Raw genomic sequence first — 23,630 nt, 5'->3', positions numbered from 1 at the left:
GGTTACAATTTTTCCATTTTGGCCCTAACGGCCTCCATCATCGTCTCGCACAACGGCTCCACGCCGCAGCGACGCACGACGTCGCCCACGAAACCTTCGATCTGCAGCCGGCGGGCCTGCACCTCGCTCAGGCCGCGCTGGCGCATGTACAGCACGGCTTCCGAGTCCATCTGCCCCACCGTCGCGCCGTGCGAGCACTTCACGTCGTCGGCATATATCTCCAGCTGGGGCTGGGTGGCGATATGCGCCGTCTCGCTCAGCAGGATGTTGCGGTTCTGCTGCTGCGCGTCGGTATGCTGCGCATCGGGCGCCACATAGACCAGTCCGCAGAACTCGCCGCGGGCCGAACCGCCGGCAACGCCTTTGATATAGGAATTGCTGCGGCAGTCGGGCACGTTGTGGTTCGTGCGCAGTTTGACGACGCAGTGTTCTTCGCCGCCGGCGAGGAACACCCCGCCCAGCATGTTCTCGGCATCGCGGCCGTCGAGATCGATCGTATAGGAGGCGTTGGCGCTCGTAAGCTGCACGGCCGTCAGGCGGCACAGGCTGCGTGCGGACTGCTTCACCGCAATCTCCGCGAAAGCTTCGGCGAGGAACACCTCCGTTATTTCGAGACGGGCGTCCTCCGCCGCAACGATCTCCAGCGACGACATGTCGGGCGCGGTATGCACCACCACGATGCGTCCCGACGCGCCCGCGGCGGCTTCGATGCGCATGTGCCGGGGATCGACCGCCGCATAAGGCCCGTCCTGCGTCCCTTCGATCCGGAACACTTCGCCCTGCGCCGTGCGGAAATCACGGATTATATCGAGTATCGCCGTCATTCCCTGTAATCGTTAATCAGCCAGTCGTAGCCCTCCTTTTCGAGTTTGAGAGCCAGCGTCTTGTCGCCCGTATGGATAATGCGTCCCCGGTAGAGCACATGCACCACGTCGGGCACGATGTAATCCAGCAATCGCTGGTAATGCGTAATGACCACCGTGGCGTTTTCGGGCGTATGCAGTTTCGTAACGCCCGTGGCGACGATGCGCAGGGCGTCGATGTCGAGTCCCGAATCGGTCTCGTCCAGAATGGCCAGCTTCGGATCGAGCATCGCCATCTGGAAAATCTCGTTCTTCTTCTTCTCACCGCCCGAAAAGCCTTCGTTCACGGCGCGCGAGGTGAGTTTCGAATCCAACTCCACGACGGCGCTCTTCTCGCGCATCAGCTTCAGGAATTCGGCGGCCGTCAGCGGCTCCTCGCCGCGGAACTTGCGCTGCTCGTTCACGGCCAGCTTCATGAAGTTGGCCATCGTGACGCCCGGAATCTCGACCGGATACTGAAAACCCAGAAACAGCCCCAGACGCGCCCGGTCCTCGATCGGCATCTCCAGCAGGTCCCGTCCGAGGAACGTGGCCGAACCTTCGGTCACCGTGAATTTCTCATTGCCCGCGAGCACCGCCGCGAGCGTCGATTTGCCAGAGCCGTTAGGCCCCATGACGGCATGCACCTCGCCGGCTTTCACTTCGAGGTCGATGCCCCGCAGAATCTCTTTGCCGTCGACCGACGCATGCAGATTTTTTACGCTTAACATATCTTTCTTGCCAGTTTTTTACATTTTTCAATCTCTCTGTCCGTCAGCCTGCCGTTCTTGCGGCAGCCGCTTTTGGCCGCGGTACCGACGATGCGGTAACCGCTCCACCGGAGTATCTCGCGCAGGGCGCGGAACACCCCGCGGGTCTGGTTGAACAACACGCTGAACGGATATATCGTGTTGCACGTCGCCACCAGCACGGCCCGCTGTCCCTTGTGCAGCGCCACCGGCATTCCGCTCTCCTTCTCCCCCATCATCACATGGACCGACCGGTCGAACAGCACTTTCAAGGCCCCGTTCATATTGCCCCAATAGCAGGGCGAACCTATAACCAGCGCATCCGCCGTGCGGATCGCCTCCGCGACGCGGTGCGCATCGTCTTCGGGCAGCGCGCAGCAGAGTTTCGAGCGGCAGCTCATACACCCCGTGCAGGGTCTTACGGTCAGGTCGTGGACGAAAATACGCTCGACGTCGCACGTCTCCGGCAAACTGCCGGCAATATGTTCCAGCATCTGCGAGACCAGACCGTTGCGCCGCGGACTGCCGTTGAGCACCAGCACTTTCATCTTCCCCGCCCGTTATCCGACCGAGCCTTCGAGGCTGATCGAAAGCAGTTTCTGCGCCTCAACGGCGAATTCCATCGGCAGTTTGGCCAGCACCTCGCGGGCATAGCCGTTCACGATCAGCCCCACGGCGTCCTCGGTCGAAAGGCCCCGCTGGTTGCAGTAGAAGAGCTGGTCGTCCGAAATCTTCGAGGTCGTGGCTTCGTGTTCGACCACAGCCGTGCGGTTGCGGCTGTCGATCACGGGGAAGGTATGCGCCCCGCATTTGTCGCCGATCAGCAGCGAATCGCACTGCGAATAGTTGCGGGCGTTCTCAGCCCCCTTCGCCATGCGGACCAGACCGCGGTAGGAGTTTTCGCTCCGCCCGGCCGAAATGCCTTTCGACACGATGCGGCTGCGGGTGTTGCGCCCTATGTGGATCATCTTCGTACCGGTATCGGCCTGCTGGAAATTGTTGGTCATGGCCACCGAGTAGAACTCGCCCACCGAATTGTCGCCGGCGAGAATGCAGCTCGGATATTTCCACGTGATCGCCGACCCGGTCTCGACCTGCGTCCATGACAGACGGGCGTTCTCGCGGCAGATACCGCGCTTGGTGACGAAATTATAGATGCCGCCCCGGCCCTCCCTGTCGCCCGGATACCAGTTCTGCACCGTCGAATATTTGACCTCGGCGTCTTTCTCGACGATGATCTCCACCACGGCGGCATGCAGCTGGTTTTCGTCGCGGCGAGGGGCTGTACACCCCTCCAGATAGCTCACGTAAGCACCTTCGTCGGCTACGATCAGCGTACGTTCGAACTGCCCCGTTCCCGCGGCGTTGATGCGGAAATAGGTCGAAAGCTCCATCGGACAGCGGACGCCTTTCGGAATGTAGCAGAACGAACCGTCGGAAAAGACCGCGGCGTTGAGCGCGGCGTAGAAATTGTCGGTATAGGGCACGACGCTGCCGAGATACTTCTTCACGAGATCCGGGTAGTCGCGCAGCGCTTCGGAAATCGAACAGAAGATGATGCCTTTCTCGGCCAGCACCTCCTTGAAGGTAGTCTTGACCGACACCGAGTCCATCACGGCATCGACCGCCACGCCCGCCAGCGCCATCTGCTCTTCGAGGGGAATGCCCAGTTTGTCGAACGTCCGCTTGAGTTCGGGGTCGACCTCGTCCATCGAATCGAGTTTTTTCTGCTGCTTGGGGGCGGCATAATAGATGATGTCCTGAAAATCTATTTCGGGAATCGTCAGGTGGGCCCACGTCGGCGGTCCCATCGTCAGCCAGTGGCGGTAGGCCGCCACGCGCCGCTCGGTCATCCATGCGGGTTCGCCCTTCTTGGCGGAGATCAGCCGCACGACATCCTCGCTCAGTCCCTTGCCGATGGTTTCGGTCTCGATATCCGAGGTGAAGCCGTACTTATATTCCTGCTCTCCGATATTCTCCAGTATGTCTTTATCTTTCTCTGCCATTATGCGCGAAATATCGTACAAAGGTACAAAATCAAATCACATTTTCATAACGCAGCAGAGCAAATCTGGGTCCAGAGCGGGCAAAACGGCAAAAAAGCGGGATGAACGGGGAGCTAAAAAAATAAAGACGGCCCTCTGGTCGTCTTTATTTCAGGCTGCCGGTACGATACCCTTTCCTTGGCGGAGAGTGGGGGATTCGAACCCCCGGTACAGTAATCCCGTACGTCAGTTTAGCAAACTGGTGGTTTCAGCCACTCACCCAACTCTCCGGTCGCCGTTCCGGACCTTTATCCTGAAACGGGTGTGCAAATATAGAATCTTTTTGACGAAATACAAAGAAATGCAGTCAAAATTTCATTTTTCCATCGCATCGCATTCGCCTTGGCGTTGATAATCTGCAAAACGAGAAGCAAATCCAGCATACAAAACAGGAAGTGCCATAGGGGGGGGGCCGCACAAGCCCTCCCCCGCATCCTGTCCATTTCCCCGGACAAAACACACCTGCTGCAAAAACAACATGCCCTCCGTATCAAGATGCGGAGGGCATGTCTACCGTTGCTGGAGTTTAGAAAACAAACTTCTCCAGTTTCATTTCGCCCAACTGATGCAGACGCGGCACCAGCGTCGTGAAATGCGACGCCTGTTCGTGTGCGGCCAGCGCCTTGGCGTCGCTCCACGTCTCGCAGATCATCAGCACGTCCGGACGCGTCGCACTCTCGAAAATATCGTACGCTATGCAGCCTTCGTCCTTGAGCGAAGCGGTCACCAGTTCTTTTGCCACGGAGAGTATTTCCGCACGATTGGATTCGGTCGTGCGGATAAAAACATTCAGTCTTATCATGATCGTATCTATTTAGGTCGGTTAGTTAGCTTTCACGGCTTCGACGGCCTTGTCGTAGTCAGGCTCCTCGGTAATCTCCGGCACCAGCTCGGTGTACACCACCCTGCCCGCCTTGTCGATCACCACAACGGCACGCGCCAGCAGGCCGGCCAGCGGTCCGTCGGCCATCAGCACGCCGTAAGCCCCGTCGAATCCCGATGCCCGGAAATCCGATGCGGGCACGACATTCTCGATGCCCTCGGTCGTGCAGAAACGGGCATGCGCAAAAGGCAGGTCCTTCGACACGGCCACAACGACGGTATCGGGCAGCGAAGCGGCCAGCTTGTTGAATTTGCGCACCGAAGTCGCGCATACGCTCGTATCGAGACTTGGGAAGATGTTCAGCACGACGCGCTTGCCTTTGAGGTCGCTCAGACGCAGGGGCGAGAGATCGCTCTTAACCAGTTCGAAAGCGGGAGCTTCGGCGCCCGCCGTTATGAATTCGCCGGCGACACGCACGGGCGAACCTTTGAATTTTGTCTCTGACATGACAGTTTACTTTAACGGTTATATTATTAAACGTCCCCGGCCGGGGTTTATTGTTTTTCGGCCGGGCGGCCGGGAGTCCTCCGAATCAGTCCGATCCTCCCGTCCGCTCCAGCAAATTTAATTCCTTTCCGGCAGGATTCCAAAGTCTGTTTCATATTCTTTTCAGGTTTACTTTCCAACTTTGCAGCAAATTAACCGGGACGCGCATATTTTTTGTATTTTTGCGGGGAACCGGACGAACGGAAAAAACAGACAAGACCGAAATGAAAAAAACACTCCTCCTGCTCCTGCTGACCAGTTGCTGCTCGATCGCCGCGGCACAGGAGCGCTCGCCGCTCAGGCGCACCGAAGTCATTACCGCCGATTCGCTCGACAACGACGCCGAACTGCGGGAACGCCTGCGCAACATGCCCAACCTCGAAGTGGGCAAGGGCATCACGTTCCGCCCCAAAAGCAACTGGTTTTCGCTGACCATGCGCTTCCGCATGCAGAACATGGTGGGACTGTCGTTCGACAAGGATTTTACGCTCACCAAAACCGACGCGCAGGTAAAACGGCTGCGGCTGCGTTTCGACGGACACATCTACTCCCCGAAACTGGTTTACTCCATACAACTGGGCTTCACCTCGTACGATACCGAACCGCTGCCCAACGGCAACATGAACATCGTCCGCGACGCCATCGTCTACTATGTGCCCAGTCCCAAATGGAACATCGGGTTCGGCCAGACCAAGATCAAGGCCAACCGGGCGCGCACCAACTCGTCGAGCGCCCTGCAGTTCATCGACCGGAGCATCGTCAACAGCGAATTCAATCTCGACCGCGGCTTCGGATTCTTCGGCGAATACAACATGCGTCAGGGCGAGGGGTTCAACCTCTCGGCCAAAGGCTCCGTAACGCTGGGCGAAGGCCGCAACTGGGGCAGTTCGGCGATCGGAGGAGTGGCCTACACGGGACGTCTGGAACTCTATCCGCTGGGACGGTTCAAATCGAAAGGCGACGTGCTCGAAGGCGACTTCGAAGGCGAAGAACGGGTCAAGATACTGCTGGCGGGAGCCTATTCCTACAACCACAAGGCGTCGCGCCTGAAGGGCCAGCGCGGCGCCGTCATGCCCGACGACGCGACCCGCAATCTGGGTTCCTACTTCGCCGACTTCATCCTCAAATACCGGGGATTCGCATTCTATACCGACTTCATGGGCCGCAGCTGCGACGAACCGCTGTTCGATCCCCGGAGCAACGCCTTCGTGTACAACGGTCAGGGTCTCAACGTGCAGACCAGCTACCTCTTCGACAAGAAATGGGAGATCGCCCTGCGCAACTCGACGCTCTTCCCCGAAAGCGAGGTGCAGCCTTTCGCCGGTTACAAACGCTGGAACCAGACGACTTTCGGCGTCACCCGCTACATCATCGGACACAGCCTGAAAGTGCAGGCCGACATGTCCTACAACCACCGCAGCGAGTCGATCGCCCCCAATTACAACCGCTGGGAGATCCGGTTCCAGCTGGAACTGGGACTCTGATACGAAATACCCACTTTCAAATGGAATGCACCCCAAAGCGAGATAACTTTGGGGTGCATTTCAATAGAACCGTATGCTTTTACAGGATTTTGAGCGCGATCCGGGCGCAGGCTTCGGCATCGGCCAGAGCGTGGTGATGGTTCGCCAAGTCGAAACCGCAGGCGGCCGAGACGGTGTGCAGCTGATGATTGGGCAGCTGCGTGCCGAACGTCCGCCGCGAAGCCCGGCAGGTACAGTAGAACCGATAGCCGGGATAAGGCATGCCGTAAAGTTCGAAGACGGCGCGCAGGCACCCTTCGTCGAAGGGCGAATTGTGGGCCACGAGCGGCAGGCCCTCGATGCGCGGGGCGATCTGTTTCCACACCGTTTCGAAATCGGGCGCTTCGGCCGTATCGTCATAAGTCAGGCCGTGGATGGCCGTGGTGAAGCGGCTGTAAAAATTGGGCCGCGGGCGGATCAGGCTGTAAAACGAATCGGTCACCTCGCCGCCGCGTACGACCACCACGCCCACCGAGCAGACGCTCGTGCGCTTGCCGTTGGCCGTTTCGAAATCTATCGCTGCAAAATCTTTCATATCGCTTTCCGGGACTTGTCGCCGCCGCAAATATAGGCATTTTCCGCGGCGGCCGCACCCTGCAAACGCAAAAAAATCCCGTTCATTGCGAACGGGAGGGGTGAAGTTTTCAGGATCGGTCAATAGATTCGCCGTCGGCGGGAATCCGGAGTGCGGTTTTCTTTCGACACCGCAAAACTACGCTCCCCCTGTTTCGCCGTTGCGATGCCACGATGACAATACGAAGAGAAGAACGTTTCAAATATGTTACAACGCTCCGGCGACCGGCGCCGGGAACCGCCGGCATATCGCCCGCCTGACAATCAGAACGCCCGCAACCATACTGTCGCGGCGGGCTTGGTCCGGAAAAATTTTAGCCGGCCGAATATCGTCCGATTATAATTATACTATCTTTGTATTCCTGAATACCAAAACAACACTACCTATTATGAAACACCTACCCCTGCTTCTGCTGCTCGGCGGCCTGCTTTCCGCATCGGCAGCCCGCTCCGCAGACCCCGTCCGCTACGTGGACGCCGCGACGCTGACCGTCATCGGCAAGGCGCTTCCCACCGAACAGCCCTACAACCGCATCGACACCACCCGCTTCCGGGTGCCCGCAAAGACACCCGGCTACTGCTACCACCCGACGGGACTGGCCGTCGTGTTCCGCACCGACAGCCGCACGATCCGCGCCCGCTGGGAGACATCGGGCAAAAATCCGAGCGACAACATGGCCGCCGTCGCACAAAAAGGGCTGGACCTCTACATCCGCAGCAACGGAGAGTGGGTCTTCGCCGGAGTCGGCAGACCGAAGATCAACGGCAAGAACGACCGCCACGACGCCGCAATAATCAGCAATATGGCGGAGGGCGAAAAGGAGTGCCTGCTCTATCTGCCGCTTTACGACCAGCTGAAGAAGCTCGAAATCGGCGTCGATGAAAAGAGCGTCATCACCCCGATGGAAAATCCCTTCCGCCACAAGATCGTCGTCCACGGTTCGAGCATTACGCACGGAATCGCGGCCGGACGCGCAGGCATGGCCTATTCGTCGCGGCTCGGACGCGACACGGGACTTTACTGCATCAATCTGGGATTCAGCGGACAGTGCACCATGCAGCCCGAATTCGCATCGTATCTGTCCCGCGTCGAAGCCGACGCCTTCGTCTTCGACTGTTTCTCGAATCCCAGCGCCGAGGTCATCAACGAACGTTTCGACGCTTTCGTCGATACCATCCGCCGCACGCATCCCACCACGCCGCTGATTTTCCTGCAAACCATCCGGCGCGAAACCCGCAACTTCAGCACCCGGATTGAGAAATTCGAACGCGAGAAGCAGGCCGCCGCCGAAGCGCAGGTCCGCGACCGCATGAAGACCGACAAAAACATCTATTTCGTCGATCCGGGCGATCTGCTGGGCAGCGACCATATCGCCACGGCCGACGGAACGCATCCGACCGATCTCGGATTTACCTACATGCTCGACCGTATCGAGCCGCAGATCCGCAAGATACTCGGCAAATACGGCATACGCTAACCGCCCCGCCGCAGGGCGAAAGCAGCGCCGCCGGAGTGAGGACTCCGGCGGCGCTGCCGTTTTATAGGGAAAAATCCGCTCTCCCGTTACGTATCGGGCACGTCTGAAGTGTTCTGTCAATAGTGCGGTGCTGCCGCATGCACCCGCTTAAACAGATAAACCAAAACTACCGACTTCAGCCAATGAATTTCCTTACCCGTTTTTACCGCATCTCTTCACCGGTTCCCCGCCGGCAGCTCGATCCCGCACAAGAGCAGAAACTATACAAACGGCTCCGGCTGCAGGCATTCATCGCCGCAACGCTCGGATACAGTCTCTATTACGTGTGCAGGACGTCGCTCAACGTCATGAAAAAGCCTATCCTCGACAGCGGCACGCTCGACGCCACGCAGATCGGGGTGATCAGCTCGGCCCTCCTGTTCGCATACGCCGTCGGGAAGTTCGTGAACGGATTCATCGCAGACTACTGCAACATCAAGCGTTTCATGGCCACAGGACTGATCGTATCGGCCGTGGCGAACATGCTCATGGGAGCGCTCGGCGTCGCACACTCGGTGATTCCGACAGCCGTCATCTTCATTTCATTCGCCGTGATGTGGGGTCTGAACGGTTGGGCGCAGTCCATGGGTGCGCCGCCCGCAATCATCTCCCTCTCGCGCTGGTATCCGCTCAAGGAGCGGGGAACCTATTACGGATTTTTCTCGGCAAGCCACAACCTCGGCGAGTTCTTCTCCTTCATCTTCGTGGGGAGCATCGTTTCGATAGCCGGCTGGCAGGCCGGATTCTTCGGGTCTGCGATTGCAGGCGCCATCGGAGCCGTCATCGTGCTGCTGATGCTCCACGACACGCCCGAATCGAAGGGACTGCCGCCCGTGGAGACGCTGGCGCACGAAGAGCCGGCAACCGGGCAGGAGTTATCCGTAAAAGAGATTCAGAAGCAGGTATTGCGGACGCCTGCGGTGTGGATTCTCGCGGCCGCGAGCGCATTCATGTACATATCCCGCTATGCCATCAACGGGTGGGGCGTGTTGTTCCTGCAGGAGGCGAAAGGCTTCTCCGATGCACAAGCCATATCCATCGTATCGATAAACGCCCTGCTGGGAATCATCGGAACCGTATTGTCCGGATGGTTTTCCGACAAGTTGTTCAAGGGAGACCGGCATATGCCCGCCCTGATATTCGGCATACTGAATTCCGTGGCGCTGATTCTGTTCATATACGGCGGCGACGCATTATGGGTGAACATTCTCAGCATGGTGCTGTTCGGCATTGCGATCGGCGTGCTGATCTGTTTCCTCGGCGGGCTGATGGCCGTAGACATCGTGCCGCGGAAGGCGACGGGTGCCGCGCTGGGAGTGGTAGGCGTGGCCAGCTACATCGCTGCGGGACTGCAGGACGTGGCGAGCGGATGGCTCATAGACGCAAACATTACGGTGGCGGAGAACGGCGAGAAGATATACGACTTCTCGCAGGCGGCGATCTTCTGGATCGCGGCATCCGTGATTTCGTTCCTCCTCCCGCTCCTCAACAGAAAGAAAAAGCAGGCCGCATAGCAATTCCGAATAACCGGAATCTATAGACAGGACGAAAAACGGCCCAAAAGACAAGCCGCCCGGTTCATTCGAGAACCGGGCGGCTTTATCGTAGGGCATTTCACCTCCGATCAGGGTATTCACCCTTCACCGGCCCCTACTCCCACTCGATCGTTGCGGGCGGTTTCGAGGAGATGTCGTAGACTACGCGGTTCACCCCCTTGACCTTGTTGATGATGTCGTTCGACACATTGGCGAGAAACTCGTAGGGCAGGTGCACCCAGTCGGCGGTCATGCCGTCCGTCGAAGTCACGGCGCGCAGCGCGACGCAGCTTTCGTAGGTGCGCTCGTCGCCCATGACGCCCACGCTCTTCACGGGCAGCAGAATCGCGCCCGCCTGCCACACCTTGTCGTAAAGACCCGCATCGCGCATGGCGTCAATGTAAATCTTGTCCACGTTCTGCAGGATTTCGACCTTTTCGGGTGTAATGTCGCCCAGAATCCGGATCGCAAGGCCGGGTCCGGGGAAGGGATGACGGCCGATCAGCTGCTCGGAAATACCGAGCGAACGTCCCACGCGGCGCACTTCGTCCTTGAAGAGCAGGCGCAGCGGTTCGACGATCCGCAGGTTCATCTTCTCAGGCAGGCCGCCGACGTTGTGGTGCGACTTGATCGTAGCCGAGGGACCATTCACCGACACCGATTCAATCACGTCGGGATAGATCGTCCCCTGCGCCAGCCAGCGCACGTCCTTGATCTGGACAGCCTCTTCGTTGAACACTTCGACGAAGTCGCGGCCGATGATCTTGCGTTTGGTTTCGGGATCGCAGACGCCCGCCAGATCGCCGAGGAACTTCGCGCCGGCTTTGACACCCTTGACGTTCAGTCCCATGTTCTTGTAGGATTCGAGCACGTCCTCGAACTCGTTCTTGCGCAGCAGGCCCGAATCCACGAAAATACAATAGAGGTTCTTGCCGATGGCCTTGTGCAGCAGCACGGCCGCCACCGAGGAATCGACGCCGCCCGAAAGTCCGAGCACGACCTTGTCGTCGCCCAGCTTTTCGCGCAGTTCGCGCACGGTGGCTTCCACGAAACTCTCCGATGTCCACTCCTGCTTGCAGCCGCAGATGCCTGCGACGAAGTTTTTCAGCAGCTGCGTGCCGTCGGTCGAATGGTACACTTCGGGGTGGAACTGGATGCCCCACGTCTGCTCGCCCTCGACGTGGAACGCCGCGACGCGCACGTCTTCCGTGCTGGCGACGATCTTATAGTTCGCCGGAACCGACGTGATCGTATCGCCGTGCGACATCCATACTTGCGTGGTTTTGGGCAGGCCGCGCATCAGCGCGTCGTCAGCATCGCCCACCGTGAGCATGGCGCGGCCGTATTCACGGCTGGGGGCGGGCTGCACCTCGCCGCCGAAGGCCGATGCGAGGAACTGCGCGCCGTAGCAGACGCCCAGCAGGGGCAGTTTGCCCTTAATGGCCGAAAGATCGGGTGTCGGAGCGTTCTCGTCCCGTACGGAGAAGGGACTGCCCGACAGAATCACACCCCGCACCGAAGCGTCGAGCGCCGGAATCTTGTTGAAGGGGTGGATTTCGCAATAGACGCTCAACTCGCGCACACGCCGCGCGATGAGCTGCGTGTACTGCGAACCGAAGTCGAGAATCAGGATTTTTTCCATAATATAACGTAAGTCCGACGAATCTGGGTTCATCAATTTCGGAAGGTTTACAAGCCATGAAACTCGTCGGACTCACGTTACGGCGTCTCAGACGCCGGTTTCATGCTTAAAATCCCTCTTGATCTCCCTTTGTCAAGGAAGACTTCGAATCCTTTAATTACTATTTCTTTACCGGACGGTTGTAGCTTCCCGAAAGACGCATTTCCGCGGCGAAAGCCTCCGGTCCCACTTCGCGGATACGTTCGACGCATCCCCGGCGGTCGGAACGGAAAACGACCTGAAAGACCTTGGCGATAAAGTTGTCGAACTTTTTGCAGGTCTGAGGCGGCATCAGCGTACATTCGGCGCAGCTCTGCCAGCCGTGTTCGATGCAGCATGCCCGCACCTTGCACCACGACGCCTTTTCGTTCGGGCGGCACCCCGGACAGCTTCCTTTGCCGAATTTGCGGCAGTTTCCGCAAAAAAGCCCGCAGGCCGCGATTTCGGGATTCATAACTAACGTTCGCTGCTGTAGTTGGGCGCTTCGCTGGTAATGGCCACATCGTGCGGATGGCTCTCGTGCATACCCGAAGAGGTGATGCGGACGAAGCGCGCGCGCTGCAGGGTCTCGATGTCCTTCGCGCCGCAGTAGAACATGCCGGCGCGAACGCCGCCGACCAACTGATAGACCGTCTCGCTCAGCGTTCCCTTGAACGGCACACGGGCCGCAATGCCTTCGGGAACGAGTTTGCTGAAGTTGTTTTCGCACCCTTTCTGGAAATAACGGTCGGCCGATCCGGCCTTCATGGCGTCGATCGACCCCATGCCGCGGTAGGATTTGAATTTACGGCCGTTGTAGATGATCGTTTCGCCCGGAGCCTCCTCCGTGCCGGCGAACATCGAGCCGATCATCACGCAGTCGCCGCCTGCAGCCAGTGCCTTCACCAGATCGCCCGAATAGCGCAGACCGCCGTCGGCGATGACGGGCACGCCGGTTCCGGCCGCCGCCGAAGCCGCGTCGAAGATCGCGGAAAGCTGGGGAACGCCCACGCCCGCGATGATGCGCGTCGTGCAGATCGAACCCGGACCGATACCGACCTTCACGCCGTCGGCCCCGTTTTCGATCAGGAACCGGGCCGCTTCGGCCGTAGCCACGTTGCCTGCGATCACCTCCAGCGAAGGATAAACCTCCTTGATCTCCCGCAGCTTGCGCACCATGGCGATCGAATGCCCGTGCGCGGAATCGAGCACCACGGCATCGACGTCTTCGGCGACCAGCGCCTTGACACGCTCCAGCGCATCGGGCGTAATGCCCACGCCGGCGGCCACGCGCAGGCGGCCCTTGGCGTCCTTGCAGGCATTGGGATGGTCCTGCACCTTGGTAATGTCCTTATAAGTAATAAGCCCCACCAGATGGCCCTTGTCGTCCACCACGGGGAGCTTTTCGATCTTGCTGTTGAGCAGCACCTCCGACGCGTGCGACAATTCGGTGCTATGGGTCGTAATCAGCCGGTCGCCCGGAGTCATCACCTCTTCGATGCGGCGCATCATGTCGCGCTGGAACCGCAGGTCGCGGTTGGTGACGATGCCGATCAGGATGTTGTCGTCGTCCACGACCGGAATGCCGCCGATCTTGTTCTCACGCATCAAGTTCAGGGCGTCGCCGACAGTATTCTCCTTGGAGATGGTCACCGGATCGTAGATCATGCCGTTCTCGGCGCGTTTCACCCGGCGGACCTGCGCGGCCTGCTCGGCGATCGACATATTCTTGTGAATCACGCCGATTCCGCCTTCACGGGCCAGCGCGATAGCCAGCGGCGCTTCCGTAACGGTGTCCATGGCAGCGGACACAATGGGGATGTTGAGTTTGATATTTCGCGAAAAACGGGTCTGAATATTGACCTCTCGCGGCAACACTTCCGAATAGGCGGGTACGAGCAGCACATCGTCGAAGGTAAGTCCTTCGGGCTGAACCCTTTCATTGATAAAAGACATAATGAACGTGGATTTTTGTTGCATGCAAAAGTAATCATTTTTTTTTGAAACGGCCTAAATTCCGGGCCTTCCCTTCGATTTTTTTATCAACAATTTATGATAAACGCAACAGCCTGCCGTATCTCAACGCGATACGGACCGCAGGCATCGCCACCGCCTTTGCGGTCGGACTGCGGGCAACAGCCCGGCGATCCGCCGCTGCAAAAAAACGGGGCGCCGTTCCGCGCCCCGCAATTCACTTTAAAATATCTCCTAATACTGCTCCTTCTCGCTGGGGAAGTCGCACTCCTTCACATCCTTGATATATTGCTGTACAGCCCCCGTCATCAACTCGTGCAGGTCGGCGTAGCGGCGCAGGAAACGGGGCGAAAATCCCTTGTTGATGCCCAGCATGTCGTGAATTACCAGCACCTGACCGTCGCAGGCACCGCCGGCGCCGATGCCGATCGTCGGGGTGGGAATTTCACCCGTCACGCGGGCGGCCAGCGCGGCGGGAATCTTTTCGAGCACGATGCCGAAACAGCCCGCTTCGCTCAGCAGGTGGGCGTCGCGCACCAGCTTCTCGGCCTCGGCCTCCTCTTTCGCACGCACATTGTAAGTGCCGAACTTGTGGATCGACTGCGGCGTAAGTCCGAGGTGCCCCATCACCGGAATACCGGCCGAGAGGATGCGGTTGACCGATTCGAGAATCTCCTCGCCGCCCTCGATCTTCACGGCGTCGGCTTCGGTCTCCTTCATGATGCGGACGGCCGAATCGAGCGCCACCTTCGAATTGCCCTGATAAGTGCCGAACGGCAGATCGACGACCACCAGCGCGCGATTGACGGCGCGCACGACCGAGCAGGCGTGATAGATCATCATATCGAGGGTGATGGGAAGCGTCGTTTCATAACCGGCCATCACATTGGCCGCCGAATCGCCGACAAGAATCACGTCGATACCCGCGGCATCGACGATCTTCGCCATCGAATAGTCGTACGAGGTCAGCATGGCGATCTTTTCGCCGCGCTGTTTCATCTCCGTCAGCCGGTAGGTCGTAACGGCCCTGACAGTACTTTCTACAGACATAGTTCACTGCGAACCCGATGGAGCATTTAACATTTCACTCGTTCGCAAGGTTCCGACATGGAATCCATCGGATTCGTATTACGGCGCAAAAACGCCTATTCCATATCGACAATACCTCCCGGACCTCCCTTTGCAAAGGAAGACTTACTGTTATCTCCTGTAAATCGGGGCAAATATAGCGCAAGCCGGGCGCAATGCCAAATTTATTTGAACCCGGCCGTCCGCCGGCCATTCTCCCGGCCCGGTCAGCGTCCCGGCCCGATCCGGCGGAAAAAACTCCACAAAACGACGCCGCCCGAAACTGCGACGTTGATCGAATGCTTGGTCCCGGCCTGCGGGATTTCGATCGCGCCGTCGCACCGGTCCACGGCCGACTGCCCCACACCCATCACTTCGTTGCCGAAGACCAGCGCATACTTCACGCCGGGCGCGGCGCGGAAGACATCGAGCATCACGGCGCCCTCGACCTGCTCGACGGCCAGCACCTCGTAGCCGTCGGCGTGCAGGCGGTCGATACACGCTTCGGTGGTCTCGTAATAGCTCCACGGCACGGTCAGCTCCGCGCCCAGCGCCGTTTTATGAATGTCGCGGTTGGGCGGCACGGCCGTAATCCCGCACAGGGCGATATGCTCCACGGCGAAAGCGTCCCCCGTACGGAAGAACGCCCCCACGTTCTGCAGCGAACGGACGTTGTCGAGCACGACCGTAACGGGCATTTTCGCCATCGCGGCGAACTCTCCGGCCGTGGGACGCCCCAGCTCCTCGTTGGTGATTTTTCGCATAACGTGTTCAAATAAGTGATTTCGGGGTCAAAAGTATCACAAATTTGGTAAAAAGGCAAATGTAAGCACTGGTATTGATAATCAGGTAGTTTTTCTATCCAGTTCACTCTATACAGGTTGTCGAATCGGTAGTCGGCGGCATCATCAAGCGAGAGTTCAGTTACCAAAGCATTACCTCGTTCGGGAATGCCTTTTATTTCCTAAAACAGTGATTTACCGTCTATTGCATTTTTGTTCATCTTGATCGGAGACTCTGCTGAAATTAGTTTTGTACCCCTCAAAAAGCAGAGTTTATGCGCAGCACGTTCAAGGTTCTGTTCTACCTGAAAAGGAACAAGGAAAAAACACAGTCGGCGGTTCCTGTCATGGGCCGCATCACGGTCAACGGTACTATTTCGCAGTTCAGTGCGAAGCTCACGGTTCCGGAGCGTTTGTGGGAAGTCCGCGGGGGCCGCGCCAAGGGCCGGAGTCTCGAATCCGACCGCATCAACCGCCATCTGGACGAGATCCGCTCGCAGCTCGACCGTCATTATCGGGATATCCGCGACCGGGAAAGCTATGTGACGGCCGAGAAGGTCAAGAACGCCTGGCTGGGATTCGGGAAGCGTTACCGCACCCTGCTGTCCACTTTCCGCAGCTTCACGGAGGACCTGCACGGGCGTATCGGCGTCGACCGCTCGAAAAACACGTGGTACCGTTATCTTGCCACGATGAAACACCTGCAGGCGTTCCTTACGGCGAAATACCGTGTGAGCGACATCGCCCTTGCCGAACTGGAACAGTCCTTCATTGAACAGTTCCATGTCTATCTGAAAACGGAACGGGCGCTTAAACTCACGAGCATCTGCCGTTATCTGGACTGCCTGATCAATGTGGTCAAGATCGCCTTCAACGACGGGATCATGCCCCGCAACCCGTTCGCCTCGTACCGATACAACGAACCCGCGCCGGAACGTGCCTTCCTGAACGAGGAAGAGATCCTCACGCTTCAGCATGCCGCGTTCCGCACGAAGAAACAACGTATGATCCGCGACCTGTTCCTCTTCTCCTGTTTTACGGGCATCTGCTACGCGGATCTGAAAACCCTTGCATGGAAACAGTTCGAACAGGATACGCACGGTGACTGGTGGGTCACAGGCAACCGCTGCAAGACGGACACGCAGTATGTCGTCAAACTGCTGCCGGCTGCCTTGTCCATTCTGGAACGTTACCGGGACGGCACGGATTACGTCTTTTCTTTTATGCCGCACCTGAATACGGTGGATCGATCCCTGAAGCGTATCGCCGTCTTATGTGGCATCGAAAAGAAACTGACCTTCCATGTTGCACGTCATACCTATGCCACGACGATCTGCCTGATGAACGGCGTGTCGCTGGAGACGCTCTCGAAGATGCTGGGGCATAAACGCATCACCACGACGCAGACCTATGCGAAGGTGACCCAGCCAATGGTCGACCGGGAGGTGGAGATGCTCAAAGAAAAATTGGCGGATAAATTCATGGCTGTATAGAAATAGCAGATAGTTGGGAAAAACGATACGGAGCCATGTGAGAACAACATATATCGTCTCACCCTTAAAAGCAAAAAAGTCTGATGTATCCTTGTAATCTCTTTCCGCCGGCAGGGAATTTATCGCCGGAGATGGAAATACGCAAGGCCATGCAAATCGCCCGAGGGGCGAGCCTTGCGTATTTCCATCCCCGGCATTTTGCTGAACGCTACCGTCGGAAAAGGAGGCTTTCTGCGCCCCGGACGGCACCTAACGGGTATTTGCTCCACAGCACGCATATCTGAACTCTGATAGTCGCAGTCTACGACAAGCACGTCATGCCTCAAAGTGTAATGCAGGTAACTGGCGAGCAGTACCGTGAAGGTTGATTTCCCACGCCGCCTTTTGGATGGCAAATTGAAATACTCGGATTGGCAGAAATATAGAAATATTTCTTTAAGCATCGCTTTATCCCTTTATCTGAAAAATCGCCTGCATCCATAATTGACTGTCTGTCCATCTGCCGGAATAACTCTTTCTGCCGTTCCAATTCGCATTGTCTGTTCAAAACGGTCGTCTATTGTTCTTCTTCTCGTGGAGATAATTCAGCTCGTCGCTGTAAATGTCCATGACAAAGCGCAGCATATTGTCGACCAAGGCCGTAAGCCTTGTACTCTCATTCCCTAACAGGTGGAGTATTTCCGATACTTTGTGCTTGGTTCGGGTACTGACATAGATCGCCGATCGGTTGCGACAATCCACCGGCGCGAAGAAGGTGCGTTCGAAATCCGGCAGCGCGAGCTTTTTACGACGGAATCCGGCCGGTTCCTTTACGCCACTCGTTTGGGTGTCGACATCTGTTTTCTCAGCAGTCGGTGCCGATGCTCCGGATACCGTTTCCGATGTGTTTTCCTCAAGAGCGTTCGTATCTTCCTCTTCCGGTTCGGGAATCCTGCGGCCGACTTTCGAATCCAAAGGGGCCTGTCCGGCGATCATCTGACGCATCAATTCTTCGTCGACTTCGATACGGGAACGTTTCGGAGGTTCTGTTGCGGATTTGTCAGTTTCTTTTAATGAATCCATGGTACAACGTTTTTAAGATTGATTGTCAGCCATACGGGCATAGAGCATGTATGTCTGGTTTATTGGGTTAAACCATTCAAAATACCGTGTTTTATTTCGTGTGGTTTATAGCGGGATAACGACTTTCGAATCCAAAGAGGCCAGTCCGACAATCATACGGCGCACCATCTCTTCGTCGACTTCGATGCGGGGAGGCTTCGAAGACTTGGTGGCGGGTCTGGTTTGTTCTTTTAATGAATCCATGATACAACGTTTTTAAGATTGATTGTTCGTTTTGCAGTCGTAAAGCATGTGTGTGCGGTTTTATGTTTTAAACCATTCAAAATACCGTTTTCTGTTTAATGCGGTTTATATCGGAATAATGAACGGAATAAGAAAACTTGCCTTTCATGCTGCAAGATACAACCGACAGAAATACCTCGATTCCGATGTCCGCTCACGACCGCTCCAGTCCGTTCGGCGGGCTTTTTTTTCGTACCGGACGGTTGTAATATTGCACCGGGAACAGCCCCAGTCCCGGAAGCCGTAGCGGAGGAGTTTTCAAACTTTCGATAGCAGTTCTCCGGCGCGGCTTTTTCCCATCGCCAGATGGGAGCAAGCTGTACCTTTGTATGCCGAAAAACTTTTCGGCATACAAAGGTGCTCGCTCTGCGAGGCCGGGCGTTCTCCCGAGTCGAACGCCTTTTTAACCGATATTATGGATACCAACCCAAAACTGACAGACATGACAGGAAAGAAGCCTCGAACACCGAGTTATAAATACTCTTTCCGGCTCAATGAAGAGCAGAACATCCGCTTCAACGAAGTGCTCTCAAAGGCCGGATCAGAGCATAACCGCAGCCGTTTTATCGTCAAACGTATCTTCTCCGAGGAGTTCGTCGTTATCAAACGCGACCCTTCGAAGACGCAATTTGTCGCCCGGCTGAACGACTTTTATTTCCAATTTCAAAAGCTCGGGAATAACTATAACCAGATTGTAAAGGCCATCAACGCGCACTTTTCCAACGTTGCTATCCCGCATCAGATCGCTATGCTGGAGCAGCGAACCCGCGAGCTGAAAGCCCTCAGTATCGAGATTCTGAACCTCGCAAAACAAGCTAAGGAGTGGTTGCGAATATAAGATCGGGCTCCTCGCCCGGTGGAGCGTTGTATTATAACAAGGAGAAAGTGGATAAGGATGACGCCGAAGTGCTCCTCTGGCAGAAGATGTTGGATCCGTTCGACAAACACGGACGGATGGATGTCGAGGGCCTAGCGACCGCTCGGAGTGAGCATCTCCCCCCCCTTCAACCAAACAATAAACGGCTTCAACCAGTTGGAGAAAGGTTCAAGAAACTTCCAAGTCATCTCAATGACTAAATACCGTAACTGGGACTTGATCCGGTTCTTCTGACGAGTTGTGTCTTTGGTGATCGAGTTCTTCAATCTTATCAAGGAACACATCACCAACGATATGCTGTCCGGCGTGTAAATGCCTTTCAACTTGTTGCCCTGTAAACTCCACGCTTGCTTGCATCTGTCCACGGCGTCACTCTTACGCAGCATTTCACTGCTCTTGATCAGTACATCGGCCGGATTGACCACGATGTTGTCGATCCTTAAGGTTGTCAGGTATTTGTATGTCCAGAACCCGCAGAATTCTGCTTTATACACCGAATGATATCAGCATCCGGATAACTCCTCGTTAGAAATCCGCGCAACGCTTCCGGATCCGGATTTTGCCTGAATGTCTTCAGTACAGAAGTCGAGGACAAAACCGTAACCGACCAACTCTTCAAATCTTTGCGCTCTCATGGCTATCGTCATTTTAGTTAGTAAAAATTGACATCTTTAAATCTAACCAAAATCTCGATAGCTTTTTTTCTGCTATCCGCTATCCTCGCAGTTTACTCGGATTGTAAACAATAGGAATTGATGTGTCACTTGTGTTCGGGGAGCTGTCACTCGTTGTCGCCGGCAAACCACTCGGCGAACGAGGTTGCGGTTTCGTGGAGCTTCAACGAATGGAGCGCAACGCCTTCGGGAAGCCGGGCGGCGATGCGGCGGGCGAAATCGGCGAGCATGTTCTCGCACGTGGGCTGGTAATCCACCGTCAGGATGTTGCCGAACCGCTCGGCGAGCACCCGGCGCAGCTCCGCACCCGACGCCGAACCGCGCAGCACCAGCGCATGATCGAACCGCGAGACGATCTCTTCGTTCACAATCCGCTTCAGCACCCCGAAATCCATCACCATCCCGCATTTGGGATCGGCCTCGTCTTCGGCCGGGGTGCCTTTCACCGTCACGAACAACCGGTAGGAGTGCCCGTGGATTTCGCGGCACGGCCCGTCGTATCCGTCGAGGGCATGCGCTGCCTCGAATGAAAATTCCTTGGTCAATCTGATCACTGTCATAGGGCAAAGATAGTGCAAGGTGAGCGGAGTGCCAAATTTATTTGAGCACTTCCGAACCGCAGCCTATCTAAGACAAAAGTCAAAGATAGTGCAAGCCGGGCACAATGCCAAATTTATTTTGGGAGGGGGTCGCCGAGAGACAGCCGGCCCAAGACAGCACGCAGGCCGCAGGCAAAACCGAACGATTCGTCGGCTCTACCCGCGGCCCGTGCACCCGGTCCTCCGGAACGCCCGCTCAGCGGCGGCCTCCGAGTTTCAGATAACGGTCGTAGAGGCGGTCGTAAACCGCGTGACGCTCCATATCGGGCAGGTATTCGTCCGAGAAACCGGGACACATCGCCCGCTGGGCCTCCTGCACCGATCCATAGAGCCCGGCGGCGACCGCCGCGAACATCGCCGCACCCAGGGCGCAAGCCTGATCGCTGGCCACCACCCGGATCGGAACGCCGATGACATCGGCCATCGTCTGCATCACGAAAGGCGATTTGCGGGCGATGCCGCCGATGGCGAGGATGTTGTCGATGGGCACCCCCTCTTCGAGCATCCGCTCGTCGATGGCCCGGGACCCGAAGACCGTCGCTTCGACCAGCGCCTTGTAGATCGCCGGCGCCGATGTCGCAAGGGTCAGTCCGTCCAGCGCACCCCGCACCCGGGGGTCGGCATCGGGCGTCCGACGGCCGTTGTGCCAGTCGAGCGCCACGGGATCGTCGGGTGTCAGGGGCAGCCGTTCGGCCTCGGCCGTCAGCTCCCCGAGAATCCGCTCTTCGAGCTGCGGATCGCTTCCGGCAATCTGCCGCAGCGGCCACGCCATCACCCGCCGGAACCAGGCGTACAAATCTCCGAAGGCGGCCTGCCCGGCCTCGAAACCGATATACCCGGGCAGCACCGAACCATCGACCTGACCGCAGATGCCGCGCACGGTCCGGTCGCCGACCTCGTCGTAGGTGCCGACCACGATGTCGCACGTCGAGGTTCCCATCACCTTGACCAGCGTTCCGGGGACGATCCCGGCCCCGACGGCCCCGACATGGCAGTCGATGGCCCCCACGCCGACGGCGATGCCCGGTTTCAGCCCCAGCCGGGCGGCCCACTCGCCGCACAGCCGGCCGACGCACGCATCGCCCGTGACGGTGTCGGAATAAAGATGTCCGCGGAAGATGCCCAGCAGCGGATCGACCGCCTCCAGAAACTCCGGCGCGGGAAGTCCGCCCCACGAGGCGTGCCACATCGCCTTGTGTCCGGCCACGCAGCGGCTGCGGGCGATGGTCTCGGGGGTCGTGTCCCCGACCAGCAGGGCGCTGATCCAGTCGCAGTGCTCCACCCACGAATAGGCCGCAGCCCGCAATCCGGGCGAACGGCGCAGGCAATGGAGCATCTTGGCCCACACCCATTCGCAGGAGTAGGTGCCGCCGCTGTAACGGGTGTAGTCGGTTTCCCACTTTCTTGCTAAATCGTTTATCTCATCCGCTTCGGCGAGGGCCGTATGGTCTTTCCAGAGCACGAACATCGCATCGGGCTCCTCGGCGAACTCCGGCAGCAGGGCCAGCGGGGTGCCCTTGGCATCGGTCAGCGCCGGGGTGGACGCCGTGGTGTCGAAGGAGATGCCGCAGACGGCATCGGCAACGTCGCGTCCGCAGGCCGCCAGCGCCTGACGGACAGACGCTTCCAGAGATTCGACATAATCGAGCGGATGCTGGCGGTAGCGGTTGTGCGCGGGATCGCAGTAGAGCCGCTCGGCCCACCGGGGATAGGCCACCACCGCCGAAGCGAGTTCCGACCCGTCGGCGGCATCGACGACGAGGCACCGCACGGAATCGCTCCCGAAATCGACGCCCAGAAGATAGTTGGTTCGAGGTTGCATAGTTATTTCGATTAATGGTTGAACGCTTCTTTCACAGCCCGCAGCCCTCCGGGTATCAGACCGCGGAGAAGTTCTTCGAGTAGGGCTTCGTCCCCTTGCAGGTGGAAGACCTCCTGCGTGTGGCACAGCGTCTCGCCGGGCCGCAGGAAGGCCGCCGGCGAAGAGGTTTCGATTTCATAGAACGGGCCCATCACCTCGCCGGTCTCGGTCGGCCCGTCGTTGTAGGCGTTGACGACATCCCCGCCGAACGGATCGGCCTGCGCGCCCCAGCGGCTCTCCACATAGCGGTCGCCCGGCGCGGAACGGCGGTAGCGAACCAGCGTCACGTGATGCGCCGCCGCGTCGTAACTGCCACAAAGCCCCGTATCGCGGCCCGCAGGCAGCCCGATCTTCGACCGGAAAGCGCCGTCGATCCGCAGGCATACGAGCCCTCCGGAGACGGAGAGCCGATCGTCCGGAAGCTCTCCGAAATAGTCGCTGTTGACGGCCGCACGCACCTCTTCGCCGTCGCAGGGAAGGAAAACGACGGTCGTCGGCGACGGCGTGAACATCCCGAGCATCCAGACCGACGGAGCGCCGCCCGCGGGCGTCCAGGGCTCCGGACCGCAGTTCCCGATCCGGTTCTCGCTGCGGTAGGCCACCAATGCGAGTTCCGGCGGCAGAACACGCCCCAACGACACCTCCGCCTGCCGGTGCGAGAGGAGTTCGACGCGACGCGCCACCCCGATCTCAAAACGGGTTCCGGCGGCGTTGCGAAGCGACATTTCAGCCTCGAAGCGCACCTGTCGGGCATCGCGCCCGACCACCCGGAAAGGCTCGGTGTCCAGCGCCGCCGGAACCTGCCAGTTGGCATAGACCTGCTCGGCGCCGGGCGCGAAGTAGAGCGAGAAGGGGCCGCCCTCGGGCCCGAGCCAGAGGCGTTCTTCGCCGCCGAAAGGGTTGAACCGGGATTTCCGGACCCCCGAAGCGATCAGCGAGCGGTTTATCCAGCCGTAGCCGGGTCCCCCGGTTCCGGCCGCCGTCGAGGTCATCACCCGTCCCTGCCACGCCGGAACCAGACAGACCCGCGCCCGGCCCGATTCGTCGGACAACTCCACGACCCGAACCCCGCAACTCTCCAGGAATGAGCGCTCTTCACCGTAAGTTTTCATATTCCGAAAGGGATAAAATCAAAAAAATTGCGA

23 protein-coding genes, 1 tRNA gene and 1 pseudogene are annotated in these 23,630 nt (G+C 58.1%); 5 read left to right on the top strand and 20 right to left on the bottom strand.

The window, feature by feature from the left end:
* Window positions 1-2 precede the first annotated feature (2 nt).
* The 7 genes from HMPREF9720_RS09165 to tpx all read right to left on the bottom strand — a co-directional run bounded on the left by HMPREF9720_RS09165 (window position 3) and on the right by tpx (window position 4,966).
* Window positions 3-824, bottom strand: coding sequence for a SufD family Fe-S cluster assembly protein (locus tag HMPREF9720_RS09165; protein ID WP_009597982.1), 822 nt, complete (start codon window positions 822-824; stop codon window positions 3-5).
* Window positions 821-1,573 carry a Fe-S cluster assembly ATPase SufC gene (gene sufC, locus HMPREF9720_RS09160; RefSeq protein ID WP_009598044.1) on the bottom strand — a complete coding sequence of 251 codons (753 nt, stop codon included), beginning with the start codon at window positions 1,571-1,573 and terminating at the stop codon, window positions 821-823. The genes HMPREF9720_RS09165 and sufC overlap by 4 nt, the downstream gene beginning before the upstream one ends.
* Window positions 1,567-2,139 (bottom strand): flavodoxin family protein, encoded by a 573-nt coding sequence (locus tag HMPREF9720_RS09155; RefSeq protein WP_009597934.1) that lies wholly within the window; start codon window positions 2,137-2,139, stop codon window positions 1,567-1,569. The genes sufC and HMPREF9720_RS09155 overlap by 7 nt, the downstream gene beginning before the upstream one ends.
* Before the next feature lie 12 nt (window positions 2,140-2,151).
* Entirely contained in the window at window positions 2,152-3,597 is a 1,446-nt protein-coding gene (sufB, locus tag HMPREF9720_RS09150) for a Fe-S cluster assembly protein SufB (RefSeq protein WP_039940351.1), read from the bottom strand.
* Between the two features lie 178 nt (window positions 3,598-3,775).
* Window positions 3,776-3,866, bottom strand: a tRNA-Ser gene (locus HMPREF9720_RS09145).
* A gap of 296 nt (window positions 3,867-4,162) precedes the next feature.
* Entirely contained in the window at window positions 4,163-4,438 is a 276-nt protein-coding gene (locus tag HMPREF9720_RS09135; protein WP_009598086.1) for a putative quinol monooxygenase, read from the bottom strand.
* A gap of 21 nt (window positions 4,439-4,459) precedes the next feature.
* On the bottom strand, window positions 4,460-4,966 hold the full coding sequence (tpx, locus tag HMPREF9720_RS09130) for a thiol peroxidase (RefSeq protein WP_009597966.1): 507 nt from the start codon (window positions 4,964-4,966) through the stop codon (window positions 4,460-4,462).
* A 263-nt stretch (window positions 4,967-5,229) separates the two neighbouring features.
* On the opposite strand from tpx, the gene HMPREF9720_RS09125 reads away from it, so the two are divergent.
* A complete protein-coding gene (locus tag HMPREF9720_RS09125; RefSeq protein WP_039940349.1) occupies window positions 5,230-6,489 on the top strand; it encodes a porin in 1,260 nt (419 codons plus the stop codon).
* A 79-nt stretch (window positions 6,490-6,568) separates the two neighbouring features.
* Here HMPREF9720_RS09125 and HMPREF9720_RS09120 read toward each other — a convergent pair whose 3' ends face one another.
* Window positions 6,569-7,063: a 3'-5' exonuclease gene (locus tag HMPREF9720_RS09120; RefSeq protein ID WP_009598029.1), complete on the bottom strand. Its 495-nt coding sequence runs from the start codon at window positions 7,061-7,063 to the stop codon at window positions 6,569-6,571.
* 427 nt (window positions 7,064-7,490) lie between these two features.
* On the opposite strand from HMPREF9720_RS09120, the gene HMPREF9720_RS09115 reads away from it, so the two are divergent.
* Window positions 7,491-8,579: an SGNH/GDSL hydrolase family protein gene (locus HMPREF9720_RS09115; protein WP_009598101.1), complete on the top strand. Its 1,089-nt coding sequence runs from the start codon at window positions 7,491-7,493 to the stop codon at window positions 8,577-8,579.
* A 182-nt stretch (window positions 8,580-8,761) separates the two neighbouring features.
* Window positions 8,762-10,132 carry an MFS transporter gene (locus tag HMPREF9720_RS09110; RefSeq protein WP_009597907.1) on the top strand — a complete coding sequence of 457 codons (1,371 nt, stop codon included), beginning with the start codon at window positions 8,762-8,764 and terminating at the stop codon, window positions 10,130-10,132.
* A gap of 136 nt (window positions 10,133-10,268) precedes the next feature.
* Here HMPREF9720_RS09110 and guaA read toward each other — a convergent pair whose 3' ends face one another.
* The 5 genes from guaA to HMPREF9720_RS09085 form a co-directional block, all read right to left on the bottom strand.
* Complete coding sequence (guaA, locus tag HMPREF9720_RS09105) at window positions 10,269-11,798, bottom strand: glutamine-hydrolyzing GMP synthase (RefSeq protein WP_039940348.1); 1,530 nt, start codon at window positions 11,796-11,798, stop codon at window positions 10,269-10,271.
* 157 nt (window positions 11,799-11,955) lie between these two features.
* Window positions 11,956-12,288, bottom strand: coding sequence for a DUF3795 domain-containing protein (locus tag HMPREF9720_RS09100; protein WP_009598100.1), 333 nt, complete (start codon window positions 12,286-12,288; stop codon window positions 11,956-11,958).
* A gap of 2 nt (window positions 12,289-12,290) precedes the next feature.
* Window positions 12,291-13,769: an IMP dehydrogenase gene (gene guaB, locus HMPREF9720_RS09095; RefSeq protein WP_022044524.1), complete on the bottom strand. Its 1,479-nt coding sequence runs from the start codon at window positions 13,767-13,769 to the stop codon at window positions 12,291-12,293.
* Between the two features lie 252 nt (window positions 13,770-14,021).
* Window positions 14,022-14,837, bottom strand: coding sequence for a 3-methyl-2-oxobutanoate hydroxymethyltransferase (panB, locus tag HMPREF9720_RS09090; RefSeq protein WP_009597956.1), 816 nt, complete (start codon window positions 14,835-14,837; stop codon window positions 14,022-14,024).
* Between the two features lie 245 nt (window positions 14,838-15,082).
* Entirely contained in the window at window positions 15,083-15,619 is a 537-nt protein-coding gene (locus tag HMPREF9720_RS09085) for a TrmH family RNA methyltransferase (RefSeq protein ID WP_009598056.1), read from the bottom strand.
* A 293-nt stretch (window positions 15,620-15,912) separates the two neighbouring features.
* Here HMPREF9720_RS09085 and HMPREF9720_RS09080 point away from each other — a divergent pair, with 293 nt between their 5' ends.
* A complete protein-coding gene (locus tag HMPREF9720_RS09080; RefSeq protein ID WP_009598081.1) occupies window positions 15,913-17,130 on the top strand; it encodes a site-specific integrase in 1,218 nt (405 codons plus the stop codon).
* 269 nt (window positions 17,131-17,399) lie between these two features.
* Here the strand turns inward: HMPREF9720_RS09080 and HMPREF9720_RS16040 are convergent.
* From HMPREF9720_RS16040 to HMPREF9720_RS15660, 3 genes and pseudogenes are all read right to left on the bottom strand, one after another.
* Window positions 17,400-17,551 (bottom strand): annotated as a pseudogene (locus tag HMPREF9720_RS16040) (ParA family protein); the annotation flags it as partial.
* Between the two features lie 122 nt (window positions 17,552-17,673).
* Window positions 17,674-18,192: a DUF3408 domain-containing protein gene (locus HMPREF9720_RS09070; RefSeq protein WP_009597914.1), complete on the bottom strand. Its 519-nt coding sequence runs from the start codon at window positions 18,190-18,192 to the stop codon at window positions 17,674-17,676.
* A 105-nt stretch (window positions 18,193-18,297) separates the two neighbouring features.
* The gene (locus HMPREF9720_RS15660; RefSeq protein WP_175282407.1) at window positions 18,298-18,435 is read right to left on the bottom strand and encodes a hypothetical protein; all 138 of its coding nucleotides are present in this window, start codon (window positions 18,433-18,435) and stop codon (window positions 18,298-18,300) included.
* Between the two features lie 481 nt (window positions 18,436-18,916).
* Here HMPREF9720_RS15660 and HMPREF9720_RS09065 point away from each other — a divergent pair, with 481 nt between their 5' ends.
* Window positions 18,917-19,312 carry a mobilization protein gene (locus tag HMPREF9720_RS09065; RefSeq protein ID WP_009598051.1) on the top strand — a complete coding sequence of 132 codons (396 nt, stop codon included), beginning with the start codon at window positions 18,917-18,919 and terminating at the stop codon, window positions 19,310-19,312.
* A 131-nt stretch (window positions 19,313-19,443) separates the two neighbouring features.
* Here the strand turns inward: HMPREF9720_RS09065 and HMPREF9720_RS09060 are convergent, their stop codons facing one another.
* The 4 genes from HMPREF9720_RS09060 to HMPREF9720_RS09045 all read right to left on the bottom strand — a co-directional run bounded on the left by HMPREF9720_RS09060 (window position 19,444) and on the right by HMPREF9720_RS09045 (window position 23,597).
* A complete protein-coding gene (locus HMPREF9720_RS09060) occupies window positions 19,444-19,845 on the bottom strand; it encodes a hypothetical protein (RefSeq protein WP_254654377.1) in 402 nt (133 codons plus the stop codon).
* 287 nt (window positions 19,846-20,132) lie between these two features.
* Window positions 20,133-20,585, bottom strand: a complete 453-nt coding sequence (locus tag HMPREF9720_RS09055; protein ID WP_022061551.1) for a 6-pyruvoyl trahydropterin synthase family protein — start codon at window positions 20,583-20,585, stop codon at window positions 20,133-20,135.
* A gap of 235 nt (window positions 20,586-20,820) precedes the next feature.
* Window positions 20,821-22,446: a ribulokinase gene (locus HMPREF9720_RS09050; protein WP_009598063.1), complete on the bottom strand. Its 1,626-nt coding sequence runs from the start codon at window positions 22,444-22,446 to the stop codon at window positions 20,821-20,823.
* An 11-nt stretch (window positions 22,447-22,457) separates the two neighbouring features.
* The gene (locus HMPREF9720_RS09045) at window positions 22,458-23,597 is read right to left on the bottom strand and encodes a DUF6786 family protein (RefSeq protein WP_022061550.1); all 1,140 of its coding nucleotides are present in this window, start codon (window positions 23,595-23,597) and stop codon (window positions 22,458-22,460) included.
* Window positions 23,598-23,630: the final 33 nt, after the last annotated feature.

Source organism: Alistipes sp. HGB5 (assembly GCF_000183485.2).
GTDB classification, from domain to species: domain Bacteria; phylum Bacteroidota; class Bacteroidia; order Bacteroidales; family Rikenellaceae; genus Alistipes; species Alistipes finegoldii.
The sequence above is the reverse complement of the archived record's forward strand: the minus strand, read 5'-3'. Positions and strand labels throughout refer to the sequence as shown.

Excerpts from the sequence above, each read along its gene's own strand:
- tpx (WP_009597966.1), bottom strand. The coding sequence starts at position 4,966 with ATGTCAGAGACAAAATTCAAAGGTTCGCCCGTGCGTGTCGCCGGCGAA.
- HMPREF9720_RS09070 (WP_009597914.1), bottom strand. The coding sequence starts at position 18,192 with ATGGATTCATTAAAAGAAACTGACAAATCCGCAACAGAACCTCCGAAA.
- HMPREF9720_RS09165 (WP_009597982.1), bottom strand. The coding sequence starts at position 824 with ATGACGGCGATACTCGATATAATCCGTGATTTCCGCACGGCGCAGGGC.
- HMPREF9720_RS09080 (WP_009598081.1), top strand. The coding sequence starts at position 15,913 with ATGCGCAGCACGTTCAAGGTTCTGTTCTACCTGAAAAGGAACAAGGAA.
- HMPREF9720_RS09155 (WP_009597934.1), bottom strand. The coding sequence starts at position 2,139 with ATGAAAGTGCTGGTGCTCAACGGCAGTCCGCGGCGCAACGGTCTGGTC.
- HMPREF9720_RS09055 (WP_022061551.1), bottom strand. The coding sequence starts at position 20,585 with ATGACAGTGATCAGATTGACCAAGGAATTTTCATTCGAGGCAGCGCAT.
- HMPREF9720_RS09050 (WP_009598063.1), bottom strand. The coding sequence starts at position 22,446 with ATGCAACCTCGAACCAACTATCTTCTGGGCGTCGATTTCGGGAGCGAT.
- HMPREF9720_RS09085 (WP_009598056.1), bottom strand. The coding sequence starts at position 15,619 with ATGCGAAAAATCACCAACGAGGAGCTGGGGCGTCCCACGGCCGGAGAG.
- sufB (WP_039940351.1), bottom strand. The coding sequence starts at position 3,597 with ATGGCAGAGAAAGATAAAGACATACTGGAGAATATCGGAGAGCAGGAA.
- HMPREF9720_RS15660 (WP_175282407.1), bottom strand. The coding sequence starts at position 18,435 with ATGGATTCATTAAAAGAACAAACCAGACCCGCCACCAAGTCTTCGAAG.
- HMPREF9720_RS09100 (WP_009598100.1), bottom strand. The coding sequence starts at position 12,288 with ATGAATCCCGAAATCGCGGCCTGCGGGCTTTTTTGCGGAAACTGCCGC.
- HMPREF9720_RS09065 (WP_009598051.1), top strand. The coding sequence starts at position 18,917 with ATGACAGGAAAGAAGCCTCGAACACCGAGTTATAAATACTCTTTCCGG.
- sufC (WP_009598044.1), bottom strand. The coding sequence starts at position 1,573 with ATGTTAAGCGTAAAAAATCTGCATGCGTCGGTCGACGGCAAAGAGATT.
- HMPREF9720_RS09125 (WP_039940349.1), top strand. The coding sequence starts at position 5,230 with ATGAAAAAAACACTCCTCCTGCTCCTGCTGACCAGTTGCTGCTCGATC.
- HMPREF9720_RS09045 (WP_022061550.1), bottom strand. The coding sequence starts at position 23,597 with ATGAAAACTTACGGTGAAGAGCGCTCATTCCTGGAGAGTTGCGGGGTT.
- HMPREF9720_RS09120 (WP_009598029.1), bottom strand. The coding sequence starts at position 7,063 with ATGAAAGATTTTGCAGCGATAGATTTCGAAACGGCCAACGGCAAGCGC.
- HMPREF9720_RS09110 (WP_009597907.1), top strand. The coding sequence starts at position 8,762 with ATGAATTTCCTTACCCGTTTTTACCGCATCTCTTCACCGGTTCCCCGC.
- panB (WP_009597956.1), bottom strand. The coding sequence starts at position 14,837 with ATGTCTGTAGAAAGTACTGTCAGGGCCGTTACGACCTACCGGCTGACG.
- HMPREF9720_RS09115 (WP_009598101.1), top strand. The coding sequence starts at position 7,491 with ATGAAACACCTACCCCTGCTTCTGCTGCTCGGCGGCCTGCTTTCCGCA.
- HMPREF9720_RS09135 (WP_009598086.1), bottom strand. The coding sequence starts at position 4,438 with ATGATAAGACTGAATGTTTTTATCCGCACGACCGAATCCAATCGTGCG.
- guaB (WP_022044524.1), bottom strand. The coding sequence starts at position 13,769 with ATGTCTTTTATCAATGAAAGGGTTCAGCCCGAAGGACTTACCTTCGAC.